The organism is Streptomyces sp. NBC_01092 (genome assembly GCF_045039535.1).
In the GTDB taxonomy this organism is placed as follows: Bacteria; Actinomycetota; Actinomycetes; order Streptomycetales; family Streptomycetaceae; genus Streptomyces.
Map to the genome: position 1 here is coordinate 13,527 of NZ_CP108659.1, position 23,250 is coordinate 36,776.

Annotated in this window: 26 protein-coding genes and 1 pseudogene; 9 read left to right on the forward strand and 18 right to left on the reverse strand. The window is 67.0% G+C overall.

Translation table 11 applies throughout. The annotated features are described in order from the left end of the window. Positions 1 to 86: 86 nt before the first annotated feature. Positions 87 to 416 (reverse strand): Mu transposase domain-containing protein, encoded by a 330-nt coding sequence (locus tag OG254_RS00110; protein ID WP_405594751.1) that lies wholly within the window; start codon positions 414 to 416, stop codon positions 87 to 89. 182 nt (positions 417 to 598) lie between these two features. On the opposite strand from OG254_RS00110, the pseudogene istB reads away from it, so the two are divergent. After that, a pseudogene (istB, locus tag OG254_RS00115) lies at positions 599 to 1,346 on the forward strand (IS21-like element helper ATPase IstB). Positions 1,347 to 1,361: 15 nt separating this feature from the next. Here the strand turns inward: istB and OG254_RS00120 are convergent. From OG254_RS00120 to OG254_RS00180, 13 genes are all read right to left on the reverse strand, one after another. Further along, positions 1,362 to 1,835 (reverse strand): hypothetical protein, encoded by a 474-nt coding sequence (locus OG254_RS00120; RefSeq protein ID WP_405576138.1) that lies wholly within the window; start codon positions 1,833 to 1,835, stop codon positions 1,362 to 1,364. Positions 1,836 to 2,353: 518 nt separating this feature from the next. Next, complete coding sequence (locus tag OG254_RS00125; RefSeq protein WP_405576141.1) at positions 2,354 to 2,935, reverse strand: transposase; 582 nt, start codon at positions 2,933 to 2,935, stop codon at positions 2,354 to 2,356. Positions 2,936 to 3,270: 335 nt separating this feature from the next. Then, entirely contained in the window at positions 3,271 to 4,077 is an 807-nt protein-coding gene (locus tag OG254_RS00130; protein ID WP_405576143.1) for a class I SAM-dependent methyltransferase, read from the reverse strand. An 82-nt stretch (positions 4,078 to 4,159) separates the two neighbouring features. Further along, positions 4,160 to 4,993, reverse strand: coding sequence for a class II aldolase/adducin family protein (locus OG254_RS00135; RefSeq protein WP_405576146.1), 834 nt, complete (start codon positions 4,991 to 4,993; stop codon positions 4,160 to 4,162). Positions 4,994 to 5,022: 29 nt separating this feature from the next. Next, on the reverse strand, positions 5,023 to 6,138 hold the full coding sequence (locus OG254_RS00140; RefSeq protein ID WP_405576149.1) for an aromatic prenyltransferase: 1,116 nt from the start codon (positions 6,136 to 6,138) through the stop codon (positions 5,023 to 5,025). 555 nt (positions 6,139 to 6,693) lie between these two features. Continuing rightward, positions 6,694 to 7,230 (reverse strand): transposase family protein, encoded by a 537-nt coding sequence (locus OG254_RS00145; protein ID WP_405594753.1) that lies wholly within the window; start codon positions 7,228 to 7,230, stop codon positions 6,694 to 6,696. Then, positions 7,128 to 7,394 carry a transposase family protein gene (locus OG254_RS00150; RefSeq protein ID WP_405576152.1) on the reverse strand — a complete coding sequence of 89 codons (267 nt, stop codon included), beginning with the start codon at positions 7,392 to 7,394 and terminating at the stop codon, positions 7,128 to 7,130. The genes OG254_RS00145 and OG254_RS00150 overlap by 103 nt, the downstream gene beginning before the upstream one ends. A gap of 924 nt (positions 7,395 to 8,318) precedes the next feature. Further along, positions 8,319 to 8,465 (reverse strand): hypothetical protein, encoded by a 147-nt coding sequence (locus OG254_RS00155; RefSeq protein ID WP_405576154.1) that lies wholly within the window; start codon positions 8,463 to 8,465, stop codon positions 8,319 to 8,321. A 42-nt stretch (positions 8,466 to 8,507) separates the two neighbouring features. After that, on the reverse strand, positions 8,508 to 9,356 hold the full coding sequence (locus OG254_RS00160; RefSeq protein WP_405576156.1) for a hypothetical protein: 849 nt from the start codon (positions 9,354 to 9,356) through the stop codon (positions 8,508 to 8,510). Beyond that, positions 9,344 to 9,817 (reverse strand): LuxR C-terminal-related transcriptional regulator, encoded by a 474-nt coding sequence (locus OG254_RS00165; RefSeq protein ID WP_405576158.1) that lies wholly within the window; start codon positions 9,815 to 9,817, stop codon positions 9,344 to 9,346. Before OG254_RS00165 ends, OG254_RS00160 begins: the two co-directional genes overlap by 13 nt. 301 nt (positions 9,818 to 10,118) lie before the next feature. Further along, positions 10,119 to 10,517, reverse strand: a complete 399-nt coding sequence (locus OG254_RS00170; RefSeq protein WP_405576160.1) for a DUF6415 family natural product biosynthesis protein — start codon at positions 10,515 to 10,517, stop codon at positions 10,119 to 10,121. Then, positions 10,517 to 10,846, reverse strand: coding sequence for an ATP-binding protein (locus tag OG254_RS00175; RefSeq protein ID WP_405576162.1), 330 nt, complete (start codon positions 10,844 to 10,846; stop codon positions 10,517 to 10,519). Before OG254_RS00175 ends, OG254_RS00170 begins: the two co-directional genes overlap by 1 nt. Before the next feature lie 140 nt (positions 10,847 to 10,986). Further along, positions 10,987 to 11,787, reverse strand: coding sequence for a TauD/TfdA family dioxygenase (locus OG254_RS00180; protein WP_405576164.1), 801 nt, complete (start codon positions 11,785 to 11,787; stop codon positions 10,987 to 10,989). Positions 11,788 to 11,961: 174 nt separating this feature from the next. Here OG254_RS00180 and OG254_RS00185 point away from each other — a divergent pair, with 174 nt between their 5' ends. The 3 genes from OG254_RS00185 (at position 11,962) to OG254_RS00195 (ending at position 14,984) form a co-directional block, all read left to right on the forward strand. Beyond that, positions 11,962 to 12,381 carry an NUDIX domain-containing protein gene (locus tag OG254_RS00185; RefSeq protein WP_405576166.1) on the forward strand — a complete coding sequence of 140 codons (420 nt, stop codon included), beginning with the start codon at positions 11,962 to 11,964 and terminating at the stop codon, positions 12,379 to 12,381. Between the two features lie 6 nt (positions 12,382 to 12,387). Continuing rightward, entirely contained in the window at positions 12,388 to 13,551 is a 1,164-nt protein-coding gene (locus OG254_RS00190) for a helix-turn-helix domain-containing protein (protein ID WP_405576168.1), read from the forward strand. 191 nt (positions 13,552 to 13,742) lie between these two features. Beyond that, positions 13,743 to 14,984: a helix-turn-helix transcriptional regulator gene (locus OG254_RS00195; RefSeq protein ID WP_405576170.1), complete on the forward strand. Its 1,242-nt coding sequence runs from the start codon at positions 13,743 to 13,745 to the stop codon at positions 14,982 to 14,984. 74 nt (positions 14,985 to 15,058) lie between these two features. Here the strand turns inward: OG254_RS00195 and cutA are convergent, their stop codons facing one another. Next, positions 15,059 to 15,385: a divalent-cation tolerance protein CutA gene (gene cutA, locus OG254_RS00200; RefSeq protein WP_405576172.1), complete on the reverse strand. Its 327-nt coding sequence runs from the start codon at positions 15,383 to 15,385 to the stop codon at positions 15,059 to 15,061. A 218-nt stretch (positions 15,386 to 15,603) separates the two neighbouring features. Between cutA and OG254_RS00205 the strand changes: the two genes are divergently transcribed. The 4 genes from OG254_RS00205 (at position 15,604) to OG254_RS00220 (ending at position 18,936) form a co-directional block, all read left to right on the forward strand. Then, positions 15,604 to 15,726: a hypothetical protein gene (locus OG254_RS00205; protein ID WP_405576174.1), complete on the forward strand. Its 123-nt coding sequence runs from the start codon at positions 15,604 to 15,606 to the stop codon at positions 15,724 to 15,726. Positions 15,727 to 15,849: 123 nt separating this feature from the next. Beyond that, on the forward strand, positions 15,850 to 16,566 hold the full coding sequence (locus OG254_RS00210; RefSeq protein WP_405576176.1) for a hypothetical protein: 717 nt from the start codon (positions 15,850 to 15,852) through the stop codon (positions 16,564 to 16,566). A 350-nt stretch (positions 16,567 to 16,916) separates the two neighbouring features. Continuing rightward, entirely contained in the window at positions 16,917 to 17,831 is a 915-nt protein-coding gene (locus tag OG254_RS00215; RefSeq protein ID WP_405576178.1) for a replication-relaxation family protein, read from the forward strand. 325 nt (positions 17,832 to 18,156) lie between these two features. Further along, a complete protein-coding gene (locus OG254_RS00220; RefSeq protein WP_405576180.1) occupies positions 18,157 to 18,936 on the forward strand; it encodes a hypothetical protein in 780 nt (259 codons plus the stop codon). A 65-nt stretch (positions 18,937 to 19,001) separates the two neighbouring features. Here OG254_RS00220 and OG254_RS00225 read toward each other — a convergent pair whose 3' ends face one another. The 3 genes from OG254_RS00225 to OG254_RS00235 form a co-directional block, all read right to left on the reverse strand. Further along, positions 19,002 to 19,358 (reverse strand): hypothetical protein, encoded by a 357-nt coding sequence (locus OG254_RS00225; protein WP_405576182.1) that lies wholly within the window; start codon positions 19,356 to 19,358, stop codon positions 19,002 to 19,004. A gap of 181 nt (positions 19,359 to 19,539) precedes the next feature. Continuing rightward, the gene (locus tag OG254_RS00230; RefSeq protein WP_405576184.1) at positions 19,540 to 20,991 is read right to left on the reverse strand and encodes a hypothetical protein; all 1,452 of its coding nucleotides are present in this window, start codon (positions 20,989 to 20,991) and stop codon (positions 19,540 to 19,542) included. Further along, positions 20,988 to 22,427 carry a hypothetical protein gene (locus OG254_RS00235; protein ID WP_405576186.1) on the reverse strand — a complete coding sequence of 480 codons (1,440 nt, stop codon included), beginning with the start codon at positions 22,425 to 22,427 and terminating at the stop codon, positions 20,988 to 20,990. Before OG254_RS00235 ends, OG254_RS00230 begins: the two co-directional genes overlap by 4 nt. A gap of 476 nt (positions 22,428 to 22,903) precedes the next feature. Between OG254_RS00235 and OG254_RS00240 the strand changes: the two genes are divergently transcribed. Beyond that, the gene (locus tag OG254_RS00240) at positions 22,904 to 23,125 is read left to right on the forward strand and encodes a hypothetical protein (RefSeq protein ID WP_405576188.1); all 222 of its coding nucleotides are present in this window, start codon (positions 22,904 to 22,906) and stop codon (positions 23,123 to 23,125) included. Positions 23,126 to 23,250: the final 125 nt, after the last annotated feature.

Genomic DNA, 23,250 nt, shown 5'->3' on the forward strand with positions numbered 1-23,250 from the left:
GTCAGCGCCCCGGCCCGCATGCGCGACCGCGAGGCCGGCGACCACATGCTCGTGGCTCAAGTGCCGGGCCAGCAGCAGCACCTGGATCAGGGCCTTTGTGCCTTCCTTGCCCCGCCGTGGGCCGTGCGGGCCGCATCCCACCAGTCGTCATGGACCGGCGTGAACCGGCCGGCCGCGCGAGCCTGTTCCAGAGCTGTTGCCCCGGGGAAGGCGCCCGGCTTGCGGACCAGGGCCTCCAGATAGTGATCGAGGACCAGGCGAGAGCCGCCCTGAGTGCTCAGTCTTTCGTGCCGGGCCACCTCCCGGCCGTCGTCGAAGACCACCAGTTCGGAGGCGTGCAGCAGCACTCGGAGAGTCTTGCCGATCAGCCGGACCGGCACCGAGTAGCGGTTGCCGACGGCGACGTGCCGGACCAGCCGATGCCCTCACCACCGCCAGAGCCCGGAGCGGTCGGGCCGCCACGGGCCACCGTCACCTTTCTCGCCGACTGGCGGCTGTCCCACCTGCCGCCCGACACCCGGCCGCTGCCGTCGGTTGCCGCCTATGACCAGCTGCTGCGGCGGCGCGGCGGGAGTGTTCCGAGTGAGGGAGAAGCGACATGAACGCCAAACGCAACCGCGGGCTGACCGAGGAAGCCGCGACCACCGCCATCGACCAGGCATGCCGGATGCTCCGGCTGCCCACCATCCGCGGCCAGTTCCCCGATCTCGCCGAGGCGGCGTCCCAGGAACAGATGTCCTACCGGGGCTTCCTGGCGGAGCTGCTGCTGGCCGAGTGCGACGACCGGGCCGCCGACGCTCGGAGCGGCGCATCAAGGCCGCCGGGTTCCCGCGCGAGAAGTCACTGCGGGCCTTCGACTACGACGCGAATCCCAACATCGACGCTGCGACCATCAACACCCTCGCCACCTGCGAATGGATCCGCAAGGGCCACCCGCTCTGCCTGATCGGCGACTCGGGCACGGGCAAGTCCCATCTGCTCATCGCGCTGGGGACCGAGGCGGCGATGAAGGGATACCAGGTGAAGTACGTCCTGGCGACCAAGCTGGTCAACGAGCTGGTCGAGGCCGCCGACGAGAAGCAGCTTGCCAAGACCATCGCCCGCTACGGACGCGTCGATCTTTTATGCATTGATGAACTCGGCTACATGGAACTCGACCGCCGGGGCCTGAACTCCTCTTCCAGGTTCTGACGGAGCGTGAGGAAAAGAATTCTGTGGCCACCGATCCCAGGCTCTGCGCAGCCATCGTCGACCGCATCACCTTCGGCGGCAACATCATCGAGACCGGCACCGACTCCTACCGCCTCGCCCAGACCAAAGCCCAGGCCGGACGATCCATCGGGTGACCACGTCCACTCGAACTACCGGAGTGGTCCGCGCTCATCAATGAACACGGTGGGTGCGGACAAGAACACATCGGCATTCACCGGGCCGTATGCGATGTTGAACGTGTCCAGCCAGTACGTCCAGCCCCGAATCCCCAGTGCACTGCTGAATCGATAGTTGAGCTGCCAGCGGACCCATTGGCCAGGGACGAGCCGGACACCCGGTGGCCGCCGCTTCCGAGGCTGCAGGGCAAACAGCGGCTGCACTCGGGGAAATACCCGCAGCCGCTCATCTGCTTCACGGAGCTGGACATCGACCTCGCTCAGGGCTTCCCGGCTGTCATACGGCTCGAAGCCGTCGCGCTCATGCATCCGGATCACATGCGCGAGAGGAGCCGCCTCATGCGGGAGTGCGAAGCCGACCGGGGCCGCGTTCCTTCGAGCCGCAGCGTCCCCGCCCCGCGATTCCTTCGTCCAGGTCGTCCGGATCCACTGGACGGTGATCTCCACAGCCGTTGCCCCTACCGCCTTGTCGAGGAGTCCACTCTACGGCCCTGCCTCCTCCATGCCGGCACGAGCACTCGCACGCGTGAACGACTTCAGTTCCCGCCGATATCGATCTTCTCCAACGGTGATGTGACTCCCGAAGACGGCGATAAACGCCTCCCGGAGAAGGTGACACAGCCACACCCACAACACGCGCTCCGTCGTGGACGGTCGGCGACCCACGACGGAGCGGGCCATTATTGTCTCTCCGAGGGCAAGAGCAATGATGTCTGATGCCGTCACCCGCCCCAATCGGACACGCTGACGCGTCGCCTGGTGTCGCAGTTTTGAAGGCATCTGACCTAGGCAGACGGGGCTGCTCATGTGGACCACTGGTGTTGGGTCGTTGCTCGGTGGGTGCTGATCGAGCCGATCTTTGCCGCTAGTGATCCGCCACCGTCGACTTCAGACCATCGCTGTCCTGCGTGTTTACGGCCGAAGCGCTGGCGGCCAGGGACAGTCTGTTCGCGTGAAAATACTGGTCACAGCCACTCGTTGATGGCTGCGACCAGCACGGTTGCTTCGTAGCGGACAGCGAGCTTGTCGTACCTCGTGGCCACAGATTTGTGGCGTTTCAGCCGGTTGATCCCGCACTCCACGGCTTGGCGTTCCTTATAGTCGTCCTTGTCGAACTTCGGTGGACGTCCACCGTGGGAACCGAGTCTCCTGCGGTTGCTGACCTGGTCTGCCTTCTCCGGGATGGTGCACCGGATCCCCCGTCTACGGAGGTAGGCCCGGTTCGAACGGGAGCCGTAGGCCTTGTCGGCGCGGACCCGGTCCGGCTTGCTACGTGGCCGGCCCGGACCCGTGCACGGCACACGGATGCGTTCGAGAACCGGTTGGAACTGCGGACTGTCATGCCAGTGACCAGCGGTGATCACCAGCGAGAGAGGCTTTGCCCCTGCTCGACCGCCAAGTGCAGCTTGGTGGTCAGCCCACCGCGCGACCGCCCGAGGCCGTGGTCGTCCGACTCGATGGAGACACCACCGGGAGGCTCCTTCTGTAGAGCCCATTTTACGGGCTCCGGCAGCGTGCTGGTGGGCGCGGGCGACGGTGGCGTCCACGCTGACATCCCAGGTGAGCAGGCCTTTCGCGTCAGCTTCGGCTTGCTATTGCACGAAGATGCGCTGCCAGGTGCCGTCGCGCTGCCAGCGCCGGAACAGGTCGTAGGACCGGCCCCACGGCGCCCGTACCGCGACGGAACATCCCGCCAGGGGCCCCAGTCCGGGTCCGCCACCGTATGCCGTCAATCAACTGCCGCCTTTCCACGTCCGCGGACGCCCCGGCTTCTTGCCCACCGGCCGCAACGGCTCCAGACGGGCCCACTGGCCGTTCGTCAGATCACCACGTCCCACAAAGCATGACGGTTCACGACCAAGATCCACTTTCACAACAGACCCTAGTGGGCGGTGGTGGATCGTCGGCCCCAGCAGGAGATAAAGAGCCAGGCGATGTCCCGGAAGCCTGGTCGCTGCATCAGATGGAGACCACCGTCGACCTCTGATTCGGTCAGAAGGCCCTGATCGATCAGAGCGGGGGCAGCCTGGTTGAAGCAAGAACGCCAGAAGTCGTCCTCGGGATCTCCGTTCCCGCACACTGCCGTCCGTACAGTCATACGCACCTCTGTGAGGCCGCAGTCGATCATGGTGGCGGCGATCCGGTTGGCCCATGTGTGATCAGTCCCCTGGGTGCGAGCGAGAAGGCGCTCACACCCGTGGAGCAGGGAGGCGAACTCCGGATGTGGGGAGGCGCCGAGGGGCAGGTAGGTGGGGTCCTCGATGACCAGCCAGCCGCCGGGGGTCAGCCATGTACACAGCCTGGCGGTGATCTGCTCGGGCTGAGGCAAGTGTGTGAGGAGGGCCCGGGCATGTACGAGGTCGTAGGCGGCGCGCGGAAAGCCTTCCCGGACCAGGTCGTGTTGGTACACCGTCACAGGTGACGGCCACGTGCGTGTAGTGAGGAAGCCGGTGTCAATATCGGTGGCCACGATGTGTCCGCCCGGCCGGTGCTGGGTGAGCCAGGCGGCGATCGAACCGTCGCCTGCCCCTAGTTCGAGGCAGCGAGCCCGTTTCGGCAGTGTGAGATGTTCGATGATGTGCTGGGTGGTGGGGTCGCAAACTTCCGCAAGCAGGCGCAGACGCTCTCGTTCCCCCACTCGCCGGTGGCTGAGGAGACCGTGTGCGTAGCCTGGCTTTTCCGTGTTCACCCGCGCCTTCTCCTTCTTGTTCGGGTGCGGCCCGCCGAACCGGAGGCCTGTGCCCGGCCCGGCTGACATCCTGTTGACCGCCCTACCCGGAGAGGGCGGGCGATTGCACTCGCATTGCAGGGGACCCGGGCGCGAGGTCCGGATTGCGGGCCAAAGCGACATCGTGCAAGGGCTGGTAGGAATTCCAGCCCAATAGGTGCGAACCGAGTTGCTTGCCTGTGAGGCGTGCCACGTCCGCGGGGATCGGTTCGGGCTTGCCTGCCGCGTCCGCCAGGAGTTGGACGTGGCAGCAGGTGTCCAGCAGCGTGAACCACCAGGCCGCTGCATCAAGGGTTTCACCGACGGTGACCAGGCCATGGTTCTTCAGCAGTATCGCCTTGTGTCCACCGAGTTGCTTGGCGATCCGCCGACCGTCGTCCTTGGCGAGCACCAACCCGGTGTAGTCGTCGAAGACTTCGTGGTCCTCGAAGAACGGGCACGCATCTTGCGTCAGCGGTGGCAGTCTTCGCGCAAAGGCGGAGAAGGCGCGCCCGTACACCGTGTGCAGATGGATCACTGCCTGTACGTCGGGGCGGGCTTTGTGGATCTCGGCGTGAATGTTGAACGCTGCGACGTTCACACGACGGTCGCCCTCCACTGTCTCGGCGCTGTCGCCGTCCACACGGATCAGGTCAGCAGGCGTGACCAAGGAGAAGGCTCTGGCCAGGGGGTTGGCCCAGTAGGTGCCGGAGTGTTCGGGGTCGGCCACGGTGATCAGTCCGGCCAGGCCGTCCTGGTCGAAACCAAGGCGGGCGAAGTGGCGCAGCGCGACAGCCTGGCGATGCTTGAGGTAGGTGCGGTGGTCGGAGTGATTGTCGAAGACTGGAGGACGGCGGAAATAGCCGTCGCCGGGCATGTTTGCCAGAGCCTGACTCATCGGGAGCCTCCTGAGGTCGATGCCGCGTGCTAGTGGACGGCACGCAGGTCGTGGTCACGGCCTTCGTCACCGTGGAAGAAGCAGTTCCACTGGCCCAAGACTTGGGCCATGTTTCCGGTGTAGCTGCGCTCGGCCTTGATGTAGTCGCCGCTGCGGCCAAACGACCAGCCGATGACGTTGCACTCGTCCTCGTCGTAACTGGGCGCGGACTTGAAGAACGTCGCGATGCGATCTGGGATTCGCGGCATCGCGTTCTTGGGGATCTTCAGTGCATAGAAGCAGACGCGCTCGACAGCGCCGGTCCGAAGATCGAGGGAAACGGCGACGCAGTAGTCCTCGGGCACGTACGAGAGGACCTCGGACACCAGATCGCCGGTGGGCGGCACGCCTCCAGCCAGGGCGTGGATGTGAGCGAACTGAGAGGTGTCTAGGGGCCCTTTACCTCGAAAATATATGTTTGCGCTGTGATGGCGCCAGTCGACTGCGGCGAACCGGATGTGCTTCAGGTTCAGAGCGAGGAAGTCCTTCAACCGTCCCTGCACAGCGGCGGTGAGGGAAGGGACGGTGAGAATGTCCTCGGCCGGCCGCAGGCCGCCGAAGTATAGCCAGGTCTTGGCCAGCCCCGAACCGGCGTCAAAGTCACCAGACTGCACCGGCGTTCCACCATACAGATTGCTCCAGGCGCCCACGACGGTCACCATCGGGTTTGCAGCGTCCAGCAATCCTGCGTCGATGGCGTGGCGCACAGTATCCGTCTTAACGCGGGAAAAGAACCGATACGCCAAATCGTCGCCGGGCCTACTGGTAGTCTTCCACAATGTGGCGCCCTGGGAGAACTCGTCACGGAAGGTATCGAGAACGGTGTCGGTGATTTGGGGGGCGACCGGCGCACCGATCGCCGCGGCGGTGGTGCGCACATCGGCGCGGAATCGTTCGCGGTCAAATGATTGCCGGGCAGGATAAAGGGGCATAATGTCTCCTGCTTCAAGAGCAGATAGCTCCAGAGCGGATCCTGGTGGGGTGGACATATGGGCATGTTTCGCGGTTGCTGCGCGGGCGAAGAATTGACTCGCGAAACTTGCGTCAACGTCGAGGGAATTGATGCTGATTCCCCTCGATTGGGAACCGCACGTCGAGAACATCATCAGGAAATCCCAGTCGTTCGATCAGTAATCAACGATCAGAACCGCCTCCAAAGCGTCCAGGAGGTGAGCGCGTCCCGAACGAGACCAGAAAGACGGTGACTCAAGTGCGCTCGGTGCCGTGCGGTGCACTTTGTTCGTGTTGGGCTCCGGATTGTCGAGCCGTCAGGCGGTGAGTCGACGCGCCACCCCCAGCCCACCGGAGGATCTGGACCGACAGCGGCACCAGTGCGTCCAGCACGCGCTGAGATCATGCCCACAGGGCTCCTGTGGAGAGTCGTTCCATCGGGAAGGTGCCAGCAGCCGATCCCGATCGTCGCGACGGAGAGCGGCTCGGTGATTCGGTTGGCAGTACTCATAGATCAATTCAGTCACTAAACGGAGCCAAGCGCCCGGACGGGAACCCTATGGGGGACCCTCCTCGGAACGTCTGCATACCTCAACTCAACCACACGTATCTGGACATTTTAGGCGCAGATCCTTGCCTATATTTACCGTCGGCACCGTCGGAATGGCGCACACGGTGACGCACACATGGAGGCCTATTCACGAGGGTGATCACCAGCCCTTTTTGTAGAAGCTGAGGGCGGTGACGGCCTCGATGATGAGGGGGAAGCGGTTGAGGGGCCCGCGGTAGCGGGTGGCGAGGATCTTCCAGTCCTTGAGGTGAGCGATGGCGCGTTCGACGGCGGCGCGGAGCTTGCCAATGCTCTTGTTGAACACCTTGTCCGCGGCGGGTCGTTCCTGGCCGGGCGGTTTGCGGCGGGCGGTCAGCAGGCCGGAGCCGACGTAGCCCAGGTCACCCATGCCCTCCCGGTCGGCGAAGCGGGACTGACGCCAGGCGTACATGTCATGCCGGGAGCCTGGAACCGGAGTGGAGACCGCGAGCAGGTCCCCGGCAAGGGTGGCGGCGACCTGCAGGTTGAAGCCGATGTCACGGTGCTTGCCGGAGTACATTGTGGTACCCTCGCTCGCCCAGTCCCACGTCGGTATCAGCGTGCCATCGACCAGTACGATCGGCCGGCCGACGCCTTGGCCGGATCGGGGACGTGGGCTGCGAGGGTCTTCTTTACCACGGGCAGCAGCGTGGTCCAGCGGCGGGAAACGGTGGACTGGCTGATACCGAACAACTCCGCGGCCGCTTGCTGGATCGGGTTCTGCCGCAGTAGATACAGCACCAGGACGACCGACTTGTACAGGCCCAGCGCCCGCAACTGCTCCGTCCGCGGTCCCGCGTGCGCCCGGAACTCTATGTGCACGCGGGCCACCAGCCCGGTCAGTTGCTCCCCATCGAGCCCTGTCGTAACGTTCCAGCCTAACGGCCCTGCCCCGGTAGAGATCTGACGTCATCGCAAACGCCAGGATACCGAGCAGGGCCGCCCTGCTGATCAAGAAAATCGGACCGTGAATAACCCTCATGGATAATTATTTGAATACTTCGAGCCTCTCGGGCTGTTGAATTCAGACAGTTCATGGGGCTATGGACGTGTCACCAACGGATGCACAGGAAAAGAATCGTGAAACGGAGTGGTTTATGCATTCCCGTTGCACCAAAATGTCGTGGCCGCGATAGGCTGCGCAGAATTCGCGTGATATCGGCGATGAGAGTCCATCTCGGAAGCGGAGTCGATCCGATCGCATTGAGAGTGGAGGGCAGCGAGCGGATTCCCGAAATCAGTGCGCGCACCCGGATAGCTTTGGCAGGTTGGTGCTTTACACCTGCTGAAGGTGCACCCGACCCTCGCTCGGCGGCAGTCTGGAGGCGCCCGAGTTCCTCTAGAGTTCGCGTCTCCCGTTATGTTCGTCGCGGTTCCGCAACGGGACCGCTGGCCTCCGGGCCCGGCATGGCTGTTCCCCCTGTCGAAGGCATGACCTGGGGAGTGGTGCCACCGGGCCCGAGAGGCGCCGTTGGAGACGCTGTTGAGAGGTCCGACTACCGACTGGCCTGGCGCAATGCCCGGCCGCTTGGGGGCGGCAGGTCTGCATAACGTGGATGCGCGCATACAACGCCGACGCCCTGGCCAGCACCTCGTTCGGCTGAGTGTGGGGAGGAGCCAGTGGGAGGGGGCTCCTCCCCACACGTTGGGTCCGGCACCGGCCCCTGTTTCAGGCGCGGTTGCCGGGTGGTGCACCCGCCCGCCGACCGGGACCGTCACGCACCGGTCGGCGGGCGGGCGATCACATCAGCCCGCGCACAGCGCGTACTGAGCCTGGGTGAGCACGCGCTCCAGGCGAGTGCGGTGGAAGCGGTAGATCAGCAGCGCGTGGTCGGAGGCTTCTCGCGTGTCCTCGTTGTCGACGACCTCGACGTGTTCGAGCGCGGAGGCCACGCCGCCAGTGCCGTACCCGCGGTCGATGCGCTGAGGCCCGCCCTAGTGCGGCTTGTTGAACCCCGCCGTGGCGGCGAGCGCTTCCTTGCCGACTCCGTCGAGGTGGTCGGCGGCGTGGCGGGCAAGGTCGACGTATCCGGCATCGATCAGCACTCCGTCGGGACGGGTGTCGCTCCGGCGGGTGCCGTCCGCGTCCAGGTAGGTGCGCTGGACCATGTGCGCGCGGTCGGTGACCTTCTCCCATATCGGCAGTGCGATCGGTTCGGAGCGCCGCGGATAGCTGTTCGTGTCCCCGGCCGCGATGGTGACCATCCCGAGTTCGGCCATGGTGGTCATCCAGCGGGCTTCGGTGAGCCGCTGTTCCCCCACGGAGCGCGGCCGGGGCGCGGGGTCTCGGCGCCATCTCCTGCATCGAAGGCGTGCTCTCGGGACCTCCCGTGCACGGGCACGATGGTCAGCACGACCGGGAGGAGATCCCAGTTCTGGGTCATCTCCGCAGCAGCTTCCGTGCGGAGCGGAAACGGCTTCCTCCTCGCTGACCTGATCCATCGCACGGTTCAGGGCCTGGACGAGGCGGGCGAGGTTCTGCGCGCGGTGCGCGGCCGACCGCGGGGCGGCGCTCCGTGCCAAAGGTTTCAGGTTGAGGCGCCTGGCTGCTTCGCCGAGCGTGGCCTGTGCAGCGAGACCAGCGTCAGAATCGGCCGGGATGCTGAGGCAGCGAGTACGCAGTTCGTCGGCGACCATCCGGCCGTAGCGGGTGAACTGCTCGGCCATGTCGAGAGCGACGTCGACGGGAGGGAGATCGGTGCTGTTCAGGTCCCATTGGAGCGTCGCCTCGACGACCGGCAGGATCGCGGCCTTGTCGGGGACGGTGGGGCTCAACGCAGCCATGTGATCACCTGGTCCGCGGTCAGGATCTGGTACTGCCACGCCCGCGTGATGGTGTGGGCACGGTTCTTGGCCCCGAGATTCGTCATGAGTTCACGGCCGTCCCTGCGGATGATGTCGATCGTCCGCCTCGGCTTCAGTTCGGTGAGCATTTGCGCGGCCGTCAGTCCCCGTGCAATGCGCGGTACGAGGTCGCGCTGTTCACGGGGCAGGAACAGCCCTTCGGGGTCCAGCAGGTCCGGACGGGTGATGGCCTCGATGGCGTAGCCGACGGCGAGCGCGGCGGCGTTCTCGCCCACGCCGTGCAGCTTGCGCTTGGCGAGCTTGAGGTATCCCGCGGCCGTGCCCTCGCGGATCTTGAGGTCCAACGCGACCGCGGCGAGCGTGCTGCCGTCGGCGAGGCCCTTGAGGACCTGCCGCTCCCTCGGGGTCAGGACGATCCTGGCGACAGTGGTCGTGGTCACTTTTCTCCTCCTTGGCGGGCATGGGTGGTCTGCCAGCACAGCGCGGCGAATGGCAGCACCTCGGTTGCCGCGAGCCGATGTATGGCGGGTGCCGGCCGACGACGGCCCCGCGATTCGATCCGCTGGCGTACTACGGCGATGGCGGGAGTGCCGAGCAGAGCAAAGGCGAGGCGGTGGGGGGTCCGCCCGGCGCTGGGCGCTGCGTCTCCCCCGTGGGGGACGTAGAGAGCCGTGGCCCAGCGCCGGGCGGCGAGTCGGGCAGACAGGGGATGCCGCCCGACGTCTGCGAGGGGAGTGCGCATCATGGGGCGGCTTCTCCCATCAGGTCGAGAACCGAGAGGATTGCCAGGGCGAGCCGTCGGAGGTGGCCCGATGCGTCATCGGGGTGGGGGTGCTCGGCGCTCACGTAGATCAGGCGCCGCATCTCGTCGACCGGGTACGGGCGCACGAGGTACGGAACGATCTCCACGAACGTGGTGGTCGCCTTGCGGAACCGCGCCGCGATAGCCGTGACCAGATGCGGGGCAGGATGGGCGTACTCGCCGAGTACGGCCTTCAGGTCGTCGTACAGCTGCTCGTCAATCGCCTCGCTGGCGAGGGAGCGGCGAAGGCCGTACAGGACCACACCCATCGTCTCGTGATCGTTGGAGGCTCGCGGGCTCAGCAACGGCACGGCGACGTCAGCCGTCACTGCGACCATCACGATCTCCCATCGGGGATCGCCAGGGAGCACCACGTCATCGTGCCGTCGGGGCTCACGCCCCACTCCTTTGCGACGGCCGCGACGAGTAACAGGCCGCGGCCGTTCTCGTCGGCCAGGTGGGCAGAACGCAGCTGTGCCGGGGTCGGGGTGCCGTCGGTCACTTCGATGCGCAGTTCGCAGGCGGAGCGCCGCACCCTGAGTCCGACCGGTCTCCCCTTGCCATGCTTGATGGCGTTGGTGACCAACTCGGAGACGACGAGCGTGGCGTCGTCGGTGAGCATCGTCAGGTCCCATTGGCTCAGCTGGGTCCTAGTGATTTGTCTCATCTGGCCAGTGCGGATCTCAGCCGGGAGGAAGTCGACTTCGAAGCCGCTCTCAACTGCCTGGTCCCCGGCTGAGGCACTAAGGGCGACAGGCCCGGTGGACGTCATCGCACCCCACGCGAGCGTGATGCTTCCCTCCGTCATCATCCCGCCTCCAAGAGCACGGGTGTGCGGCAGGAGGTGGTGGCGGGCGTGAACCCTCGCGGCATGGGAAAGAGGGGCTGACCAAGGGCACGCCAGAAGAGCCGATCGCCGGTGAAGGCACGTCGTGCGTGCAGCCAGCGTTCGTTGTCCAGCAGGTAGCCCTGGCCAGGAGCCAGGCCGAGACGCACCTGATGTCGTACGGCTGCAGCCCGCAGTTGCGGGAGGTAGGGCTGCACCATCGGGTTCCAGCGCGCCAGCCCGTCGAACCGCAGGCGAACGGACACCCTCAGGTCGTGGTGGACGGTGAACACCTGTGTGGCGTGACCGTCTCCGGCGCCGAAGAACGCGGTGCGGGGTTGCACCAGCGCAACCCCGGCCTGCCGATCACCAGTGAAGAGGTCGGAGTGCACGGCCTGCCCATCGGTGAGCAGGCATTCCCCACCGGTTACGCCAGCTTGCCCGCACACAAGGAGCATCAGACGGGGCGGATTGGGTGTGCCGGAGCGTTCGGTGTGCGGATCGAGGGGGCCGTTGCCGAACCCAGCAAAGCCTGCCCGATGCGCGTCGCGTCGGGTGTCGCAGATCGTGGTGAGGCCGTCTGGGTCACTGTCGCGGTGCGGCACCAGATTCATGATCCGGGTGGCAAAGGCGAGCACGACAGTGCGCGAGGCAAGACCGTCGACAGTGACCAAACCCGTTTCCCGCAACCGCCCCGCGATCGTCTCTTCCGCCCCCGGCACGGTGAGGTCGATACGATTGCGCACGAAGATGTCGGCGTACGGCTGATCAACTCGGCGCATCCTGGATTTCCTTAGCGGGGATGGGGATGTGGTGCTTCCACTGTTCGCCGCTGCTGAGTCGGGGGTAAAGCGACAGATTGTCGACTCGGGCAATTCACCCATGCCCAACTCGCGCCACGGGGCACGTGCTACGTTCCGAATACCCCCGGCCGTACGTGCAATCCGAGGAGAGCGATGGCGTACACGCCCCCCACATGGCCCGTCTCCGTCAAGGGCGTGGCTGTGGACAGCCGCCGACGCGTACTGCTGCTGAAGAACGAACGCGAGGAGTGGGAACTGCCCGGAGGCCGACTCGAACCCACCGATGGCACGACTGAGTTGGCAGTGGAGAGGGAGATCGAGGAGGAGACCGGCTGGGCGGTCAAGGCCGGTCCTCTCCTGGACGTGTGGATCTACCAGCCCCTGCCCGTGACCATGCCCGACCGGCGAGTCGTGATCGTCACTTACGGATGCACCGTCCTCACCCCGGACAAGACCCCCGTGCTGAGTCACGAGCACAAACAGCTCGGCATGTTCACCGCCGACGAAGTGCCCGGCCTGACCATGCCGGACGGATACAAGCAGTCCATCGGCGCCTGGTACGCACGGATGTGACCGACCATGGACAGCGCGATGGTCGCACGGCTCTCGCAACACGCCCTGTGGCACTGGGCAACCCCGCAGGCCGAGGCAATCCTCGCCACTCGCGACCTCGGGGCCATCCTGCGCTTCCACCGCGCTGTACACGGCATGAACCAGTCCGAACTCGGACAGCTCCTCGGCTATGACAAGACGTACATCTCGCTCCTCGAACTCGGCAAACGGACTCTTGAAGACATCGGCTCTCGCCAGCACATCGCCGAGGTCCTGCGTCTGCCTCCGCACGTCGTCGGCGTCACCGATCCCGCGGACACCGACCACCGCGCCATGCTCCAGTTCGGCGAGTCCACGGTCCGCCTCGCCGAGATCGCTCGACAGTCCGGGCACGCCTCCGAAGCCGTCGCGGAGCTGTGGCCCCTGGTCGCCCGGCTCGAAGCACGAATGGAGGATGGGCACACGGAGCGGGACGTCTTGCACCTCCTGGCCCGAGCCCGTGTCGGCCTCGGCGTGGCCCTGGGCAACGTCCTGCCGGAGGAACGACTGAGCACCGCCGCCCGCTGGACCGCGAAGAGCATCGATATCGCCCGCTACTTCGGAGACCCGGCCTTCAACTCCTACGTGTTGCGCATGCATGGCAACGAACTGCGCAAGGCCCGCCTCCACGGAGCCGCCGTCGACCGCCTGCAGCACGCGGCTGCCATCGCACCGCACCACGAGGCGAAAGCAGCCGTCTTTCCGCTGCTCGCTCGTGCGGCCGGCACCCTCCGCAACCAGCCACTGTTCGACGAGGCGATGCGGGAGACGAACCGGCTCCTCGACGAGACCGAACACACGTCGTTGTTCAACCCCTACGCCCTGCACGAGATTCGACTTCGAGGGCTGATGGCCACTGGCAGGACGGACATCGCCATACAACTGGTCGAGCAGGGAAGTCCTGTACCAACGACCACCGTCGCACCGCAGTGGCGCGTGATCGAGCTCGTTACCGTGGCCCAAGTGCGGCTGGCCGCCGACGACTGCGGCGGCGCCGCGCAGTCCCTGCACACCGCCGTCGACGAGGCTGTTCGCCAGCGCCTTCCGCACCAGTTGCAGCGCATTGTGCGTGCGGCGCACCCCCTGCTGCCGGAGATCAGGGAAGTCGCAGACCATGCCCTGGACCGGATTCGGCAAGAGATGGCCGCGTAACTTGATCTCGTCCCAGAGCAGCACCGGCTGGCCTCGGTCGCCTGACTTGAGGTACGTGGTCATGGGCCTATCGCACCGCGCTACGAGGCCGTCTACCAGGGGAATCCAGAGGGGAAAAATCTGTCAAGGGGGGAAAGTCAAGGGGGAATTGGGGTCATGATTGGATTCCGCCCACGACAGAGGTCACACTCATGCCAGATCCGTTCGCCGAACTGTTGCTCCGGCTCCGGAAGGACGCAGGCCGGACGCAAGAGCAGCAGGCAGACGCGATCAACGCTGTCTCCGGCCGGGACACCATGACCCGCCGGGAAATCAGCCGCTATGAGAAGTTCGAGAACGTCCCTTCGAACCACACACTCACCCACATCGCAGCAGCCTCCGGCGTCCCCTTCGAAGAACTACTGCAGGAGGCCAAGGCCGCCCGCGCCCGACGGAGGAGAGGGAACGTCCGTGACGAGGAGGACCAGGACGACGTGAAGCGCCGCAAACTGCTGGGCAGCGCCGCCATCGGCGTAAGCGCGGCTGCCGAGCCCTGGGGGCGACTCGCCTTCGCTCTCAGCAAGGGCTCCCGCATCGACACGCCCGCTGCGATCGCGCTCATCAACCGAGCTGCTGACCTGCACGTCCAGGAACTCAATCTCAGTGCCCGCCGCCTGCAAAACACGGTTGAGTCGCACCTTGACGCGATCACCGCAGCCCTGCCTCACGCCGGCGCGCACGAACGGGCTCTCACCATCGCAGCCGGCGAAACCGCTGCCCTTGCCGGATGGGTGGCCTGGGACCTGGGCGAATACGACAAGGCTGGCGCCTACTACGACGTCACGACTGAGTGCGCGGCGAAGGCCGGGCATCCTCCCCTCAGAGCCTTGGCCCTCACCTACGCCAGCTACGGGGCTCCGACACCGAAGAGGAAGCTAGCACTCCTGTCCTGGGCCTCCCAGGATGTGCGCGGCCACGGCAACGCCACGGCCGCAGCCTGGGTCCTCGGAAGGCACGCGGAGGAAGCCGCCGCGGCCGGCGACGAGACAGGGGCGCTGCGTGCGCTTGACCGAGCACGCTTCGCTTACGACTTTGCGGATCACACCAGCGAACAGGCATGGGTCCGCTTCGTGACGCCGTACCGGATGGATTCGTTGGCCCTTTCCGTGTACGGGCAGTTGGGGCGATCCGAACTCACCGCCACGGCCGACACCGCGGTCGACCGCCTCGGGGACGAACTACCGGATGGCGGCGTCGTCGTCCTCGGTGATCTCGCCTCGGCCCTGCTGCACGGAGGCGACGTCGAACAAGGCGTCTACGTATCACGCCAGTTCACGGCCGCGTCACAAGCCAAGCCCAACACGATGGGCAAGGAACGCGCCGCGAAAATCGCCGCATGGCTCCCCGACAGTGAGCGGGAACTCGCCCACCACTTGCGGCAGTTCGCGTCCTGACTTGATCGCCCCGTTTGGTACACGGGCAAGCTCAGAACACGACCGCAGCCGCCCACCGCACGGCACGTCGCTCGTCAGTCCCCCGTTGACTCCTCAACAACCCACGACAGATACGCCTCCGACCCACCGGTCACAGGCAGCGTGATCCACTGGGGGACGTCATAGGGGTGCTTCTCGGACAGCCATGCCTCCAGCTGCGGGAGTCGGTCTGTCGTCGTCATGTACGAGATACGCCACTCCCGCGCCGTCTCGATCTCGTTCTTCCACCAGTAGACGGCGGTGATCGGCGCGTCGATGTGAACGCCCGCTGCCAACTTGCTCTCAACCGCACCCCGTGCCAGCACCCTTGCCTGGTCCTCGTTATCGATGGTCGTCTGCGCGATCACAATCTCGTTGGCCATGCAACTACCTCTCCAGCTCGGTGTTCCACGACCCTACCCAGCCGCCTCCGGTACTCGCCCGCCTCTTCCGAGGCGTCGGGTGCGGGGGCCCGGCACCTTGGGCAGGGCTTGGGCTGGCCTGATTCGCTGCATGGTTGAGGGTGGGGAAGCTGGAACCGAACCAGCGCCACGGTCGCTCACAAAGACCCCGTAGAAGGGCTGGCGACGCTGGGCACAGCATGGCCGGCACGCACCCATTGCTGGCCCTGGTCGAGTGGAAGATGACGCCGGCCGCCATGGCGTACGCGGAGATGGCCGAGGCCGCCGCGCGCCGCGGTATCTGTTTGATCCCCGAGGAGTAGGAGGGGGGCGGCCTGCGGGGAAAACCTTGAGCCGCGGGCTGGACCTCCAACCAAACTCCTGCCATTATTTGCTTTGCGGGTCGGGCAGGCCGGCTCGCTGCTGACAGGACGGACGGTTCTGCCATGACCTCGCGCCGTGAGCCTCGCCTGGCCGACGCTGCCGAGATCGCGGCTGAACAGGGGCTGACACCCGCACGGATCACCGGCCTCTACACCGGGCGCGCGGAAAACGCGGCCGGCGAGGCATTCCCCGAGCCTGTCGACAAGCGCGGCCGCGCCCGCCTGTGGGACCACGCGGAGGTCACCGAGTGGTTCGCCCACCGGGCGCCGGCACGGCTTGCCGACCACACACCGCCCTCGCGCGACCCGGGGGAGTTGCTGAACGCCGCGGACGCCTCGAGGTACCTCGGCTACAAGAACTCCAACCAGGTCACCACCTTCGTGCGCGACCACCCCGGCTACTTCCCCGACCCGGACGTCGTCGAAGAGAAGGGCACGGCCGAGAACCCCTACCGCCGGCAGCTCTGGAAGGTGCAGACCCTGCAGGAGTGGATGGCCACCCGGCCCGGCCGCGGACGACGAGCCGGAGCCACGGAGGCGCCGCCCTTGCCCGACGTTTCCGTCGACGGCGATCCCGACGAGCTCCTGGGGGCGAGCCAGGCGGCCGCCCTGCTGGGGTACAAGAGCGTCGGCTCCTTCTCCAGCAGCCTGTCCCAGGGCAACCTTCCGCTGCTGAAAACCACGGACGGGGTCGCTGAGAATGCCGGGCGCCAGAACGGGCGCCGGCGGTGGACGCGCCGGCGCATCCTCCAGCAGGCCGCCCAACGGTCCAAGAAGTAGTACCCGGCGGTGAGCGGCTCCTCCGCGCACCGCCCCATGAACGCGACAACCGGCTTTGGGAGTTGGTCCCTTGCGGGCCGGATGTCGCACGATGGCCGGCATGGCGTGGCTCGCCACCACGCCCCGCAGCAGCATCCGCTGCTGCGGACCGGCCATCGCCAATCTTCCAGAACGCCTCTGTGGGCTGAGCGCATCATGCTCGCGGTGTCCTTGAGCCTTCGCGCAGTCTCGTGGTCGCGGGTACGGAACCCCGACCATTGCCCCGACCACGAGATCGTTCTTGGGTCGTGACCGTGGTCGGGGTCTCGTGGTCGGGGGTCGGGTCGGGGTGCACGGCTTGTCTGCTGCCCATGACCCGTTCCCCATCCGGTGCTCCGGCGGCCGAGTTGGCCCCCAGCCCTTCCGAACCGCTGCGCTTGCAGGTCCTGACCGCGCTCGCCCTGCACCGCATGGCCACGACCAGCCAGCTGCGCCAGATGCTGCGGCCCGACAGCTCCCGCCAACTACTCTCCCGCGTGCTGAACAAGCTACGTTCCACGGGCTTCGTCGACCTGACCCCACTGCCGGACGCGGACCGGTCTCGTACGCACGCCTGGTACCTAACTCCGGAAGGGGCGCGCCTGACCCGCGATCTCCCTGTCCTGCGAGGCCGCCCGCCGTACCCCATCACCTCGACCACCGCAGCGTCGCTGAAGACGCCGCACACCTTGTCCGTCGTTCGCGCTCATCTGCCTTTCGCGGCAGATGCCCGCAGGCTCGGACACGAGCACGGCCCGTGGGACTGGACCCCGGAGGTGGCTCACCCCATCGGTGAGGGGGAGCGGCTCGTTGCCGACGCAGTGATGCACTACACCGTCGTCGATGGCGAGCACCGGCTGAAGCTGCGAGCGTTCGTGGAGGTCGATCGCACCACCATGAGCAGTGAACGCCTGGCCGTGAAGCTGATCGAGTACGCCCGCCTGTTCCGGTACGAAGCCCAGCCCGTCGGCCGCCGCAGGCCGGCCTCTGCCGGCCCGGCGTGGCTGCGGTGGTACCCGCTCTACCCTCGCGTACTTTTCGTACTCACCGGCGCCTCCGGGGCCAGGCTGAGGAATCGGATCAGCGATCTGCAGGCGATGGTCGCTCAGCACCCGCTCGTCGCGGGCCTCTCCCGCGAGGTCCCCCTCGGAGCCGTCGTTCTGGAAGACATCGAGCAACACGGTCCATCGGGGGAGGTGTGGGTGCCGTTGACTGGGGGCCAGCCTCGCCCTTGGACCGACTTGTGATCACAAGGCCCGCCGTTGAGAAGGTCGTCGACGGTATCGGATGAACCGGATACCGCCGTCCCGGTCGAGGAACGGACGCCGCGTCCTGCTCGACGGCGTCGCCGATCCGCTGCTGACGCTGTAACCGACGGAGCTTGCCCATGACCCGCGAGGTACCGCCCGGGAAACCGGCGCCCCGCTCCCCCACCCTGCGCCACGCCGCTTCGCGGCTCCGGCGGGCGCCCTCCGCCCGCCGTCAGGACGACGGCCGCGCCGAGCTCAGCGCGGGTTCGGCCACGGAACAACTTTGGGGCGGTACCACTCACGCGTCTTCTCGTGCGAGCAGATGAAGAGGACCGAGACGGTCACCGCGCGCATCCCGATCGCCGCGGACCCAATGCTCGGTGCTGCCCTGGTTCGCGAGCTCACCCAGCCCTTCTTCTCCCTGTCGACCGGCGCGTTCCCGTGGGATGCCGAGCCACCTGGGCGGGGCAAGAAGGTGGGAAACTGGTTCCACCGCCACTACATCCTGGGCCAGCAGGACGTCTACGCCCGGTTGCACCGCCGCTACGTGCTGTTCGACGATCTCGACGAGGACACCTGGCAGCTGGTCGGCACGGCCAGGGCCCTACACGCGGCCCTGAGGAGGGTCGACGTGGTGAAGGCCGGACACCTCGACGAACCCGCCTTGCTGGCCACGGCCAACGCCACTCTGTGGGACGTGGCCCAGCGCTGCGCCCGGCTGACCAGCCTGCGTCGGGCCCGTGAGCACGCAGGCTCCTACGACGTTGGAGGCGTCCTTCCGGCACAGGCGATCAAGCAGACGAGCCAGGTACTCGCCAACGCCCGGGCCGCTCTCGACCGCCCTATGGACAACCTGGAGGAACTCGCCGGGCACGTGCTTGAAGCGGACGACCACTACCGGGCCTGGAGAGCTCTGCAGGAACTCGTTGGACGCTGCGACAACTTCGCCGACCTGGCCGTGGCCTACGCCGCCGACGCTCACCATGGAGCCGCATGGTGTGGCCACTACGCGCAGGCCCGCGCCACCGCTGCAACACTCGCAGCCTCCATCAGCGCCACCGGCTCCTTCCTCGCTGAACACGGGCTCGCTACCGACGGCTGAACGGCGGCCGTCGGTAGCGGTCTCAGCGGGGCCACCCCCTCAAAGAAGAGCGGATGAAATGCCTTTCAGTGGCGTCCGGTCAGGAACACCGAACGCAACGTGAGCCGGTCCGTGGTGGGATTCCCGTGCGGGCGCAGCGTCCAGGAGTCGCCCGTGCAGTCCGGCTCGGTGAACACCATCACCCACTCGTCGGTGTCGTTGTGCGGGGCGAACGCGGGCTCGGAGGAGCCCGGGTCCGCTACTTCCGGCAGGACCATGCAGCCGGGGCTCTCCGGGTCGTGCAGAGTGACCGCCTGCGGATAGCCGTCGAGGCCGACGAACTTGTAGGAGAAGTTGCCTGTGGCGGCGCTCGCTGAGGTCGGCAAGGAGACGATGAGCGCGAGCGCGCCGAGGGTGGCACTGAGGGTATGACGAAGACGCATGGGATCCCTTCACTGGGCGGACATCAGCCGAGAGCATGCCCCGGCGGCTGCCTCCGCTCAGGAATCGTGCTGGCGCGCATGGGGGATCTTGAGAGCGCACGGAGGTGCCATCTGCAAAGACCGTGCGCGTCTGCACGCTCGGCTATTCGAGTCCCAACCACGATGTAAGTAGAGGATTCGTTCACGCCTGCTGGAAGTACGGGGGCAGTAGTCCGTCTCCCGGCCAGAGGTCCTGTTCGGCGACGAGGCAGGCAAGGTAGGTGTCGATCTTCGCCAGGACGGCGGCGCGTTCCTTCGGACCGTAGGTGAGGCTCTGGCCGGCTGCGGTGTCGAGGGTGCGCACGTGGTTGTTCGGGCCGGTGCAGATGAGGGCGCGGGCGATCTCGGGCAGGCCGAGGCTGAGGGCGTCACACCCTGCGGTACGCACGAGCTGCACGAGATCGGTGGTGACCTTCTCCCAGTCTCCGACGTACGGCCAGTCGGCACCGCCCCCCAGCTCGTGGGTGAGCGTAGCCAGCGGGATGATCTCGCCCGGCTTGCGTCCCCGGGTGAGGCGGTCATGGATCCGCACGCCGTCAGGCTGTCGCACCTGGGGGTGGAGCAGGCAGGCGGCGGCCACCACGGTCGCGTTGACCTCCTGCGCGCCGCCGCCGGGGTAGTACGGCGCGTGGGCGAAGAGTAGATAGACGTCCGTGGTGCGGACTGCGTCGTCGGACTGGGCCTGAGCCATCGATTGGGATCCCTTCAGCGGTGAAGTGACGGGTTCGGGCGCTGCTGTCGGCGGCGACGTCGCCGGCTCGAAGCCGGGTGGAAGCGGCCCCAATGGGCTCTCGCCGCCCTGGGGTTGGACCGCCTCGCCGGATGCTGGCTCGGCACGGGCGTGCTCCAGGACCTGGGCGACCTGGTGGGCGACCTGGACCATCAGCCGCTCCCGGCCAATGAGGCGCGCCGAGACCAGGCGGGACTCCTCGCCCTGGAGCAGGTCGGCGGCGTCCCACAACAGGTGGTGGCCGACCTCGGCCGAGCGCCGTAGTTCGTAGCGGTCGCTGTCGGCGGCCGCCTCGAGGAGGTAGGTGTGCAGGGCGGCCAGGCGCTGGAGGTACTGGCAGGCAGCGTCGCCTTCTGCCCAGCGGACGTACTCGACCGCCCGGGCGTCGAGCCAGTCGGGCAGGTGCTCGGCGAGCAGTGGGGTGAGCAGCATCGCCGGCAGCACAACGCCGCCGGGGATGCCGCGGCTCAATGCGTACAGGGCAGCGAAGAGGCCGATGACCCCCACGATGACCGCGGAGAACCGCAAAGATGCGGGGCTGCTGGCGGCCAGAGTGATGCGGTGTGCGGGGCGCCTGATTAGCCAGCGCACCGCCGGCCGCTGCATCATCGTCGCGCCCGGGGTGAGCACACCGATCTGTGCAGGCTGTTCGGGCAGTGTGTCGTCGCCGGGCACGTTCCAGGCCAGCCATCCCCACCCGGTGCGCTCGTACACGAGAGCAACCTCGCACGTGCCGGTGCACGCGGTATCGCGGCAGACGTGTCCGCTCCGCAGCGCGCGGGATCGTTCCTTCTCCCAGCGTCGCGGGTCGCGGGCGAAGGGGCGCAGAGCCCGTGGGGGTGGTGTGGGCAGGGTGTCCGTCATGAGGTGCTCGCTTCCAGAGGGTCGGTCAGCGCTGAGGTGCAGGTGGCGCAGCGGCCGTCGCCGTCGGGGTGTGCGCGGCGGGGAGTCGGGCCGGGGCAGGTGCGGCACCGCGGCCAGTTGAGGCAGGCCGGGCAGAGGTCCTCTCCGGGCGCGGTGCCGGGATGGCCGCAGCTGGCGCATTCGGCTAGGGCCCGGTAGGTCAGGGCCTGGCTCACCGTGCGTGCGGACCCGGCTGAGTGGGTGGTCGGCAACGGCATCGAGTCGTCCGGCACGGGCTCGTTGCGGTGGGCGGCCGCGACGGCGGGCGGCGGGTAGGCCTGGGCGGCGCGCAGGCGGGCGGCGACGATCGCGCCGACCGTGGTCCGCACCGGATGCGGCAGGGGCCGGCCGGCGATGACCTGCCGCAGCTGCTCCGGGCTCCAGCCGGTTTCCAGCATCACGGTCACGACACGGCCCTGATTGGTCAGCGCCTGTCCGGTGAGCAGGAGTTCGGGACGGGCCGCTCCGATCGACAGCAGCAGCCGGATCCCGGGGTGCATCTCATCCGCCACGGGCGCAGGCGTTGGAGTCGGTGAATCCGGCCGGCCGGCCCGTCCAGGGGTTCGCGGCGATTCGCTGCGGCCGCACGGACGGAGGGATCTGGTGTCCTGCTGTGTGGTCTTCTTAACGATGGTGTTCTTAGTGCCGGGATCAGCCAACGTAGGCTCAGCCAATGTTGGAAAACCCGACTCTGGCTGCGACCTGGGGTTTTGCAGGGCGGGCAGGTCGGTGATGAAGTAGGCGGCTGCCCCGAGCGTGCCGTCAGAATTCCGGTCACGGATGCGGTAGAGGAACCCGTGCCGCTCCAGCTGCTTGAGACCCGTGGTGATGGCGTCGATGCCTTCGCGGCCGCGGCGTGCCAGCTCTGCGACCGTGACCTGCCAGCCGTCCCGGTGCGTGGAGACGTACCCGAAGATCCCCTTCGCCTTGAAGGACAACCGCGCGTCCCGGAACAGCCCGTTGGCGATCTGAGTGAACTGATCGCCGGCCATCACCCCCCGGCGGACCCCCGCCCCGAAACCGGCATCCTGCCCGTCGCCGTCGACCAAGGTGGCGGGGACATCGAGGAAGGTGTTGTCGATGGTGGCGGGGCGGTCGGTGATCGAGTAGACCACCTTGCTGAGCGTTCCGTCCGGGCGCCGAAGCCGTTCACGGATGAGGTAGCCGTACGTCTCCAGCTCCTTCAAGCCGGAACGCACTGCCTCCCGTCCGTCGGCGCCCACGCACACCAGGTGGGCGAGAGTGACCTGCCAGCCGTCCCGGTGCGTGGAGACGTACCCGAAGATCCCCTTCGCCTTGAAGGACAACCGCGCGTCCCGGAACAGCCCGTTGGCGATCTGGGTGAACTGATCGCCGGCCATGACCCCCCGGCGGACCCCCGTCCCGAAGCCGTTCATCGACGTATCCCCGAGGCCGACCGCGCGCGGCGGTCAGCGCGCCGCACCAGTGCCACCCGGGAGGGGCGGTTGGCGGGCCGGGAGACGTGGACGTACATGTGTTCCATGCCGCCAGCTCATCCGGTGCCCCCGACCACACCGTCGGCCACAACCCCCGACCATCGGTCACGATCCGGCAACATGCGCCTTGGACCGCCATGGTCGGGTGTGTGGTCGGGCCCGACCAGCTGCCGCCTGCCCTGACCACCGTCGAAGTCGGACCGCTTGGTCTCAACGCGAGCCCGGCCCTGGGGCTCCAAGGGGGATCTCCGCCCTCCACGGAAGCCGACACCGACGAGTAGTGGACAGAGCTCCCTGCTGACGCGGATCTGCCGAACGGGCACGCTCGAACGTCGAGTTGCGCGGCTAAACCCTGGGCTCTCCATCGTCCTGGTCCGGTACAGCGCACCATCCCGATACATCTCTTGGAGGAACCAGTGAGTGACAAGCAGGGCACCGCCGGCCCCGATCCGTCCGGCCCGACGGCCGGTGGGCGCCCGGCGCAGCCCCGGCAAGTGGCCGAGGACAAGGCCTCGAAGCGGACGGACTTCGCGAAGAAGGCCGGCCTGGCGGCGATCGGCGGAGCGTTCTCCGGAACGTTCCGTGTCGTGGCTTCCTCGATCCGCGACGCGTTCCTTGGAAGCTCCACGACGGACTGAGGCCGACCGATTCCACGGACCGGCCGCCACCCAGCGCCCCCGCGGCCTCCCGTGGAACGACTGCCTGATCCCGGCTGCGCAATCGGTGCCCACCATCGACTGCGCAACCCCAGGCGGGGCATTGC

What these genes read in the sequence shown, in the direction of transcription:
- OG254_RS00135 (WP_405576146.1), bottom strand. Translation starts at nt 4,993, where the DNA reads ATGAGTCAGGCTCTGGCAAACATGCCCGGCGACGGCTATTTCCGCCGT.
- OG254_RS00140 (WP_405576149.1), bottom strand. Translation starts at nt 6,138, where the DNA reads ATGATGTTCTCGACGTGCGGTTCCCAATCGAGGGGAATCAGCATCAAT.
- OG254_RS00160 (WP_405576156.1), bottom strand. Translation starts at nt 9,356, where the DNA reads ATGGCTGCGTTGAGCCCCACCGTCCCCGACAAGGCCGCGATCCTGCCG.
- OG254_RS00170 (WP_405576160.1), bottom strand. Translation starts at nt 10,517, where the DNA reads ATGGTCGCAGTGACGGCTGACGTCGCCGTGCCGTTGCTGAGCCCGCGA.
- OG254_RS00175 (WP_405576162.1), bottom strand. Translation starts at nt 10,846, where the DNA reads ATGAGACAAATCACTAGGACCCAGCTGAGCCAATGGGACCTGACGATG.
- OG254_RS00180 (WP_405576164.1), bottom strand. Translation starts at nt 11,787, where the DNA reads ATGCGCCGAGTTGATCAGCCGTACGCCGACATCTTCGTGCGCAATCGT.
- OG254_RS00185 (WP_405576166.1), top strand. Translation starts at nt 11,962, where the DNA reads ATGGCGTACACGCCCCCCACATGGCCCGTCTCCGTCAAGGGCGTGGCT.
- OG254_RS00190 (WP_405576168.1), top strand. Translation starts at nt 12,388, where the DNA reads ATGGACAGCGCGATGGTCGCACGGCTCTCGCAACACGCCCTGTGGCAC.
- OG254_RS00195 (WP_405576170.1), top strand. Translation starts at nt 13,743, where the DNA reads ATGCCAGATCCGTTCGCCGAACTGTTGCTCCGGCTCCGGAAGGACGCA.
- cutA (WP_405576172.1), bottom strand. Translation starts at nt 15,385, where the DNA reads ATGGCCAACGAGATTGTGATCGCGCAGACGACCATCGATAACGAGGAC.
- OG254_RS00205 (WP_405576174.1), top strand. Translation starts at nt 15,604, where the DNA reads ATGGCCGGCACGCACCCATTGCTGGCCCTGGTCGAGTGGAAGATGACG.
- OG254_RS00210 (WP_405576176.1), top strand. Translation starts at nt 15,850, where the DNA reads ATGACCTCGCGCCGTGAGCCTCGCCTGGCCGACGCTGCCGAGATCGCG.
- OG254_RS00215 (WP_405576178.1), top strand. Translation starts at nt 16,917, where the DNA reads ATGACCCGTTCCCCATCCGGTGCTCCGGCGGCCGAGTTGGCCCCCAGC.
- OG254_RS00220 (WP_405576180.1), top strand. Translation starts at nt 18,157, where the DNA reads ATGAAGAGGACCGAGACGGTCACCGCGCGCATCCCGATCGCCGCGGAC.
- OG254_RS00225 (WP_405576182.1), bottom strand. Translation starts at nt 19,358, where the DNA reads ATGCGTCTTCGTCATACCCTCAGTGCCACCCTCGGCGCGCTCGCGCTC.
- OG254_RS00230 (WP_405576184.1), bottom strand. Translation starts at nt 20,991, where the DNA reads ATGACGGACACCCTGCCCACACCACCCCCACGGGCTCTGCGCCCCTTC.
- OG254_RS00235 (WP_405576186.1), bottom strand. Translation starts at nt 22,427, where the DNA reads ATGAACGGCTTCGGGACGGGGGTCCGCCGGGGGGTCATGGCCGGCGAT.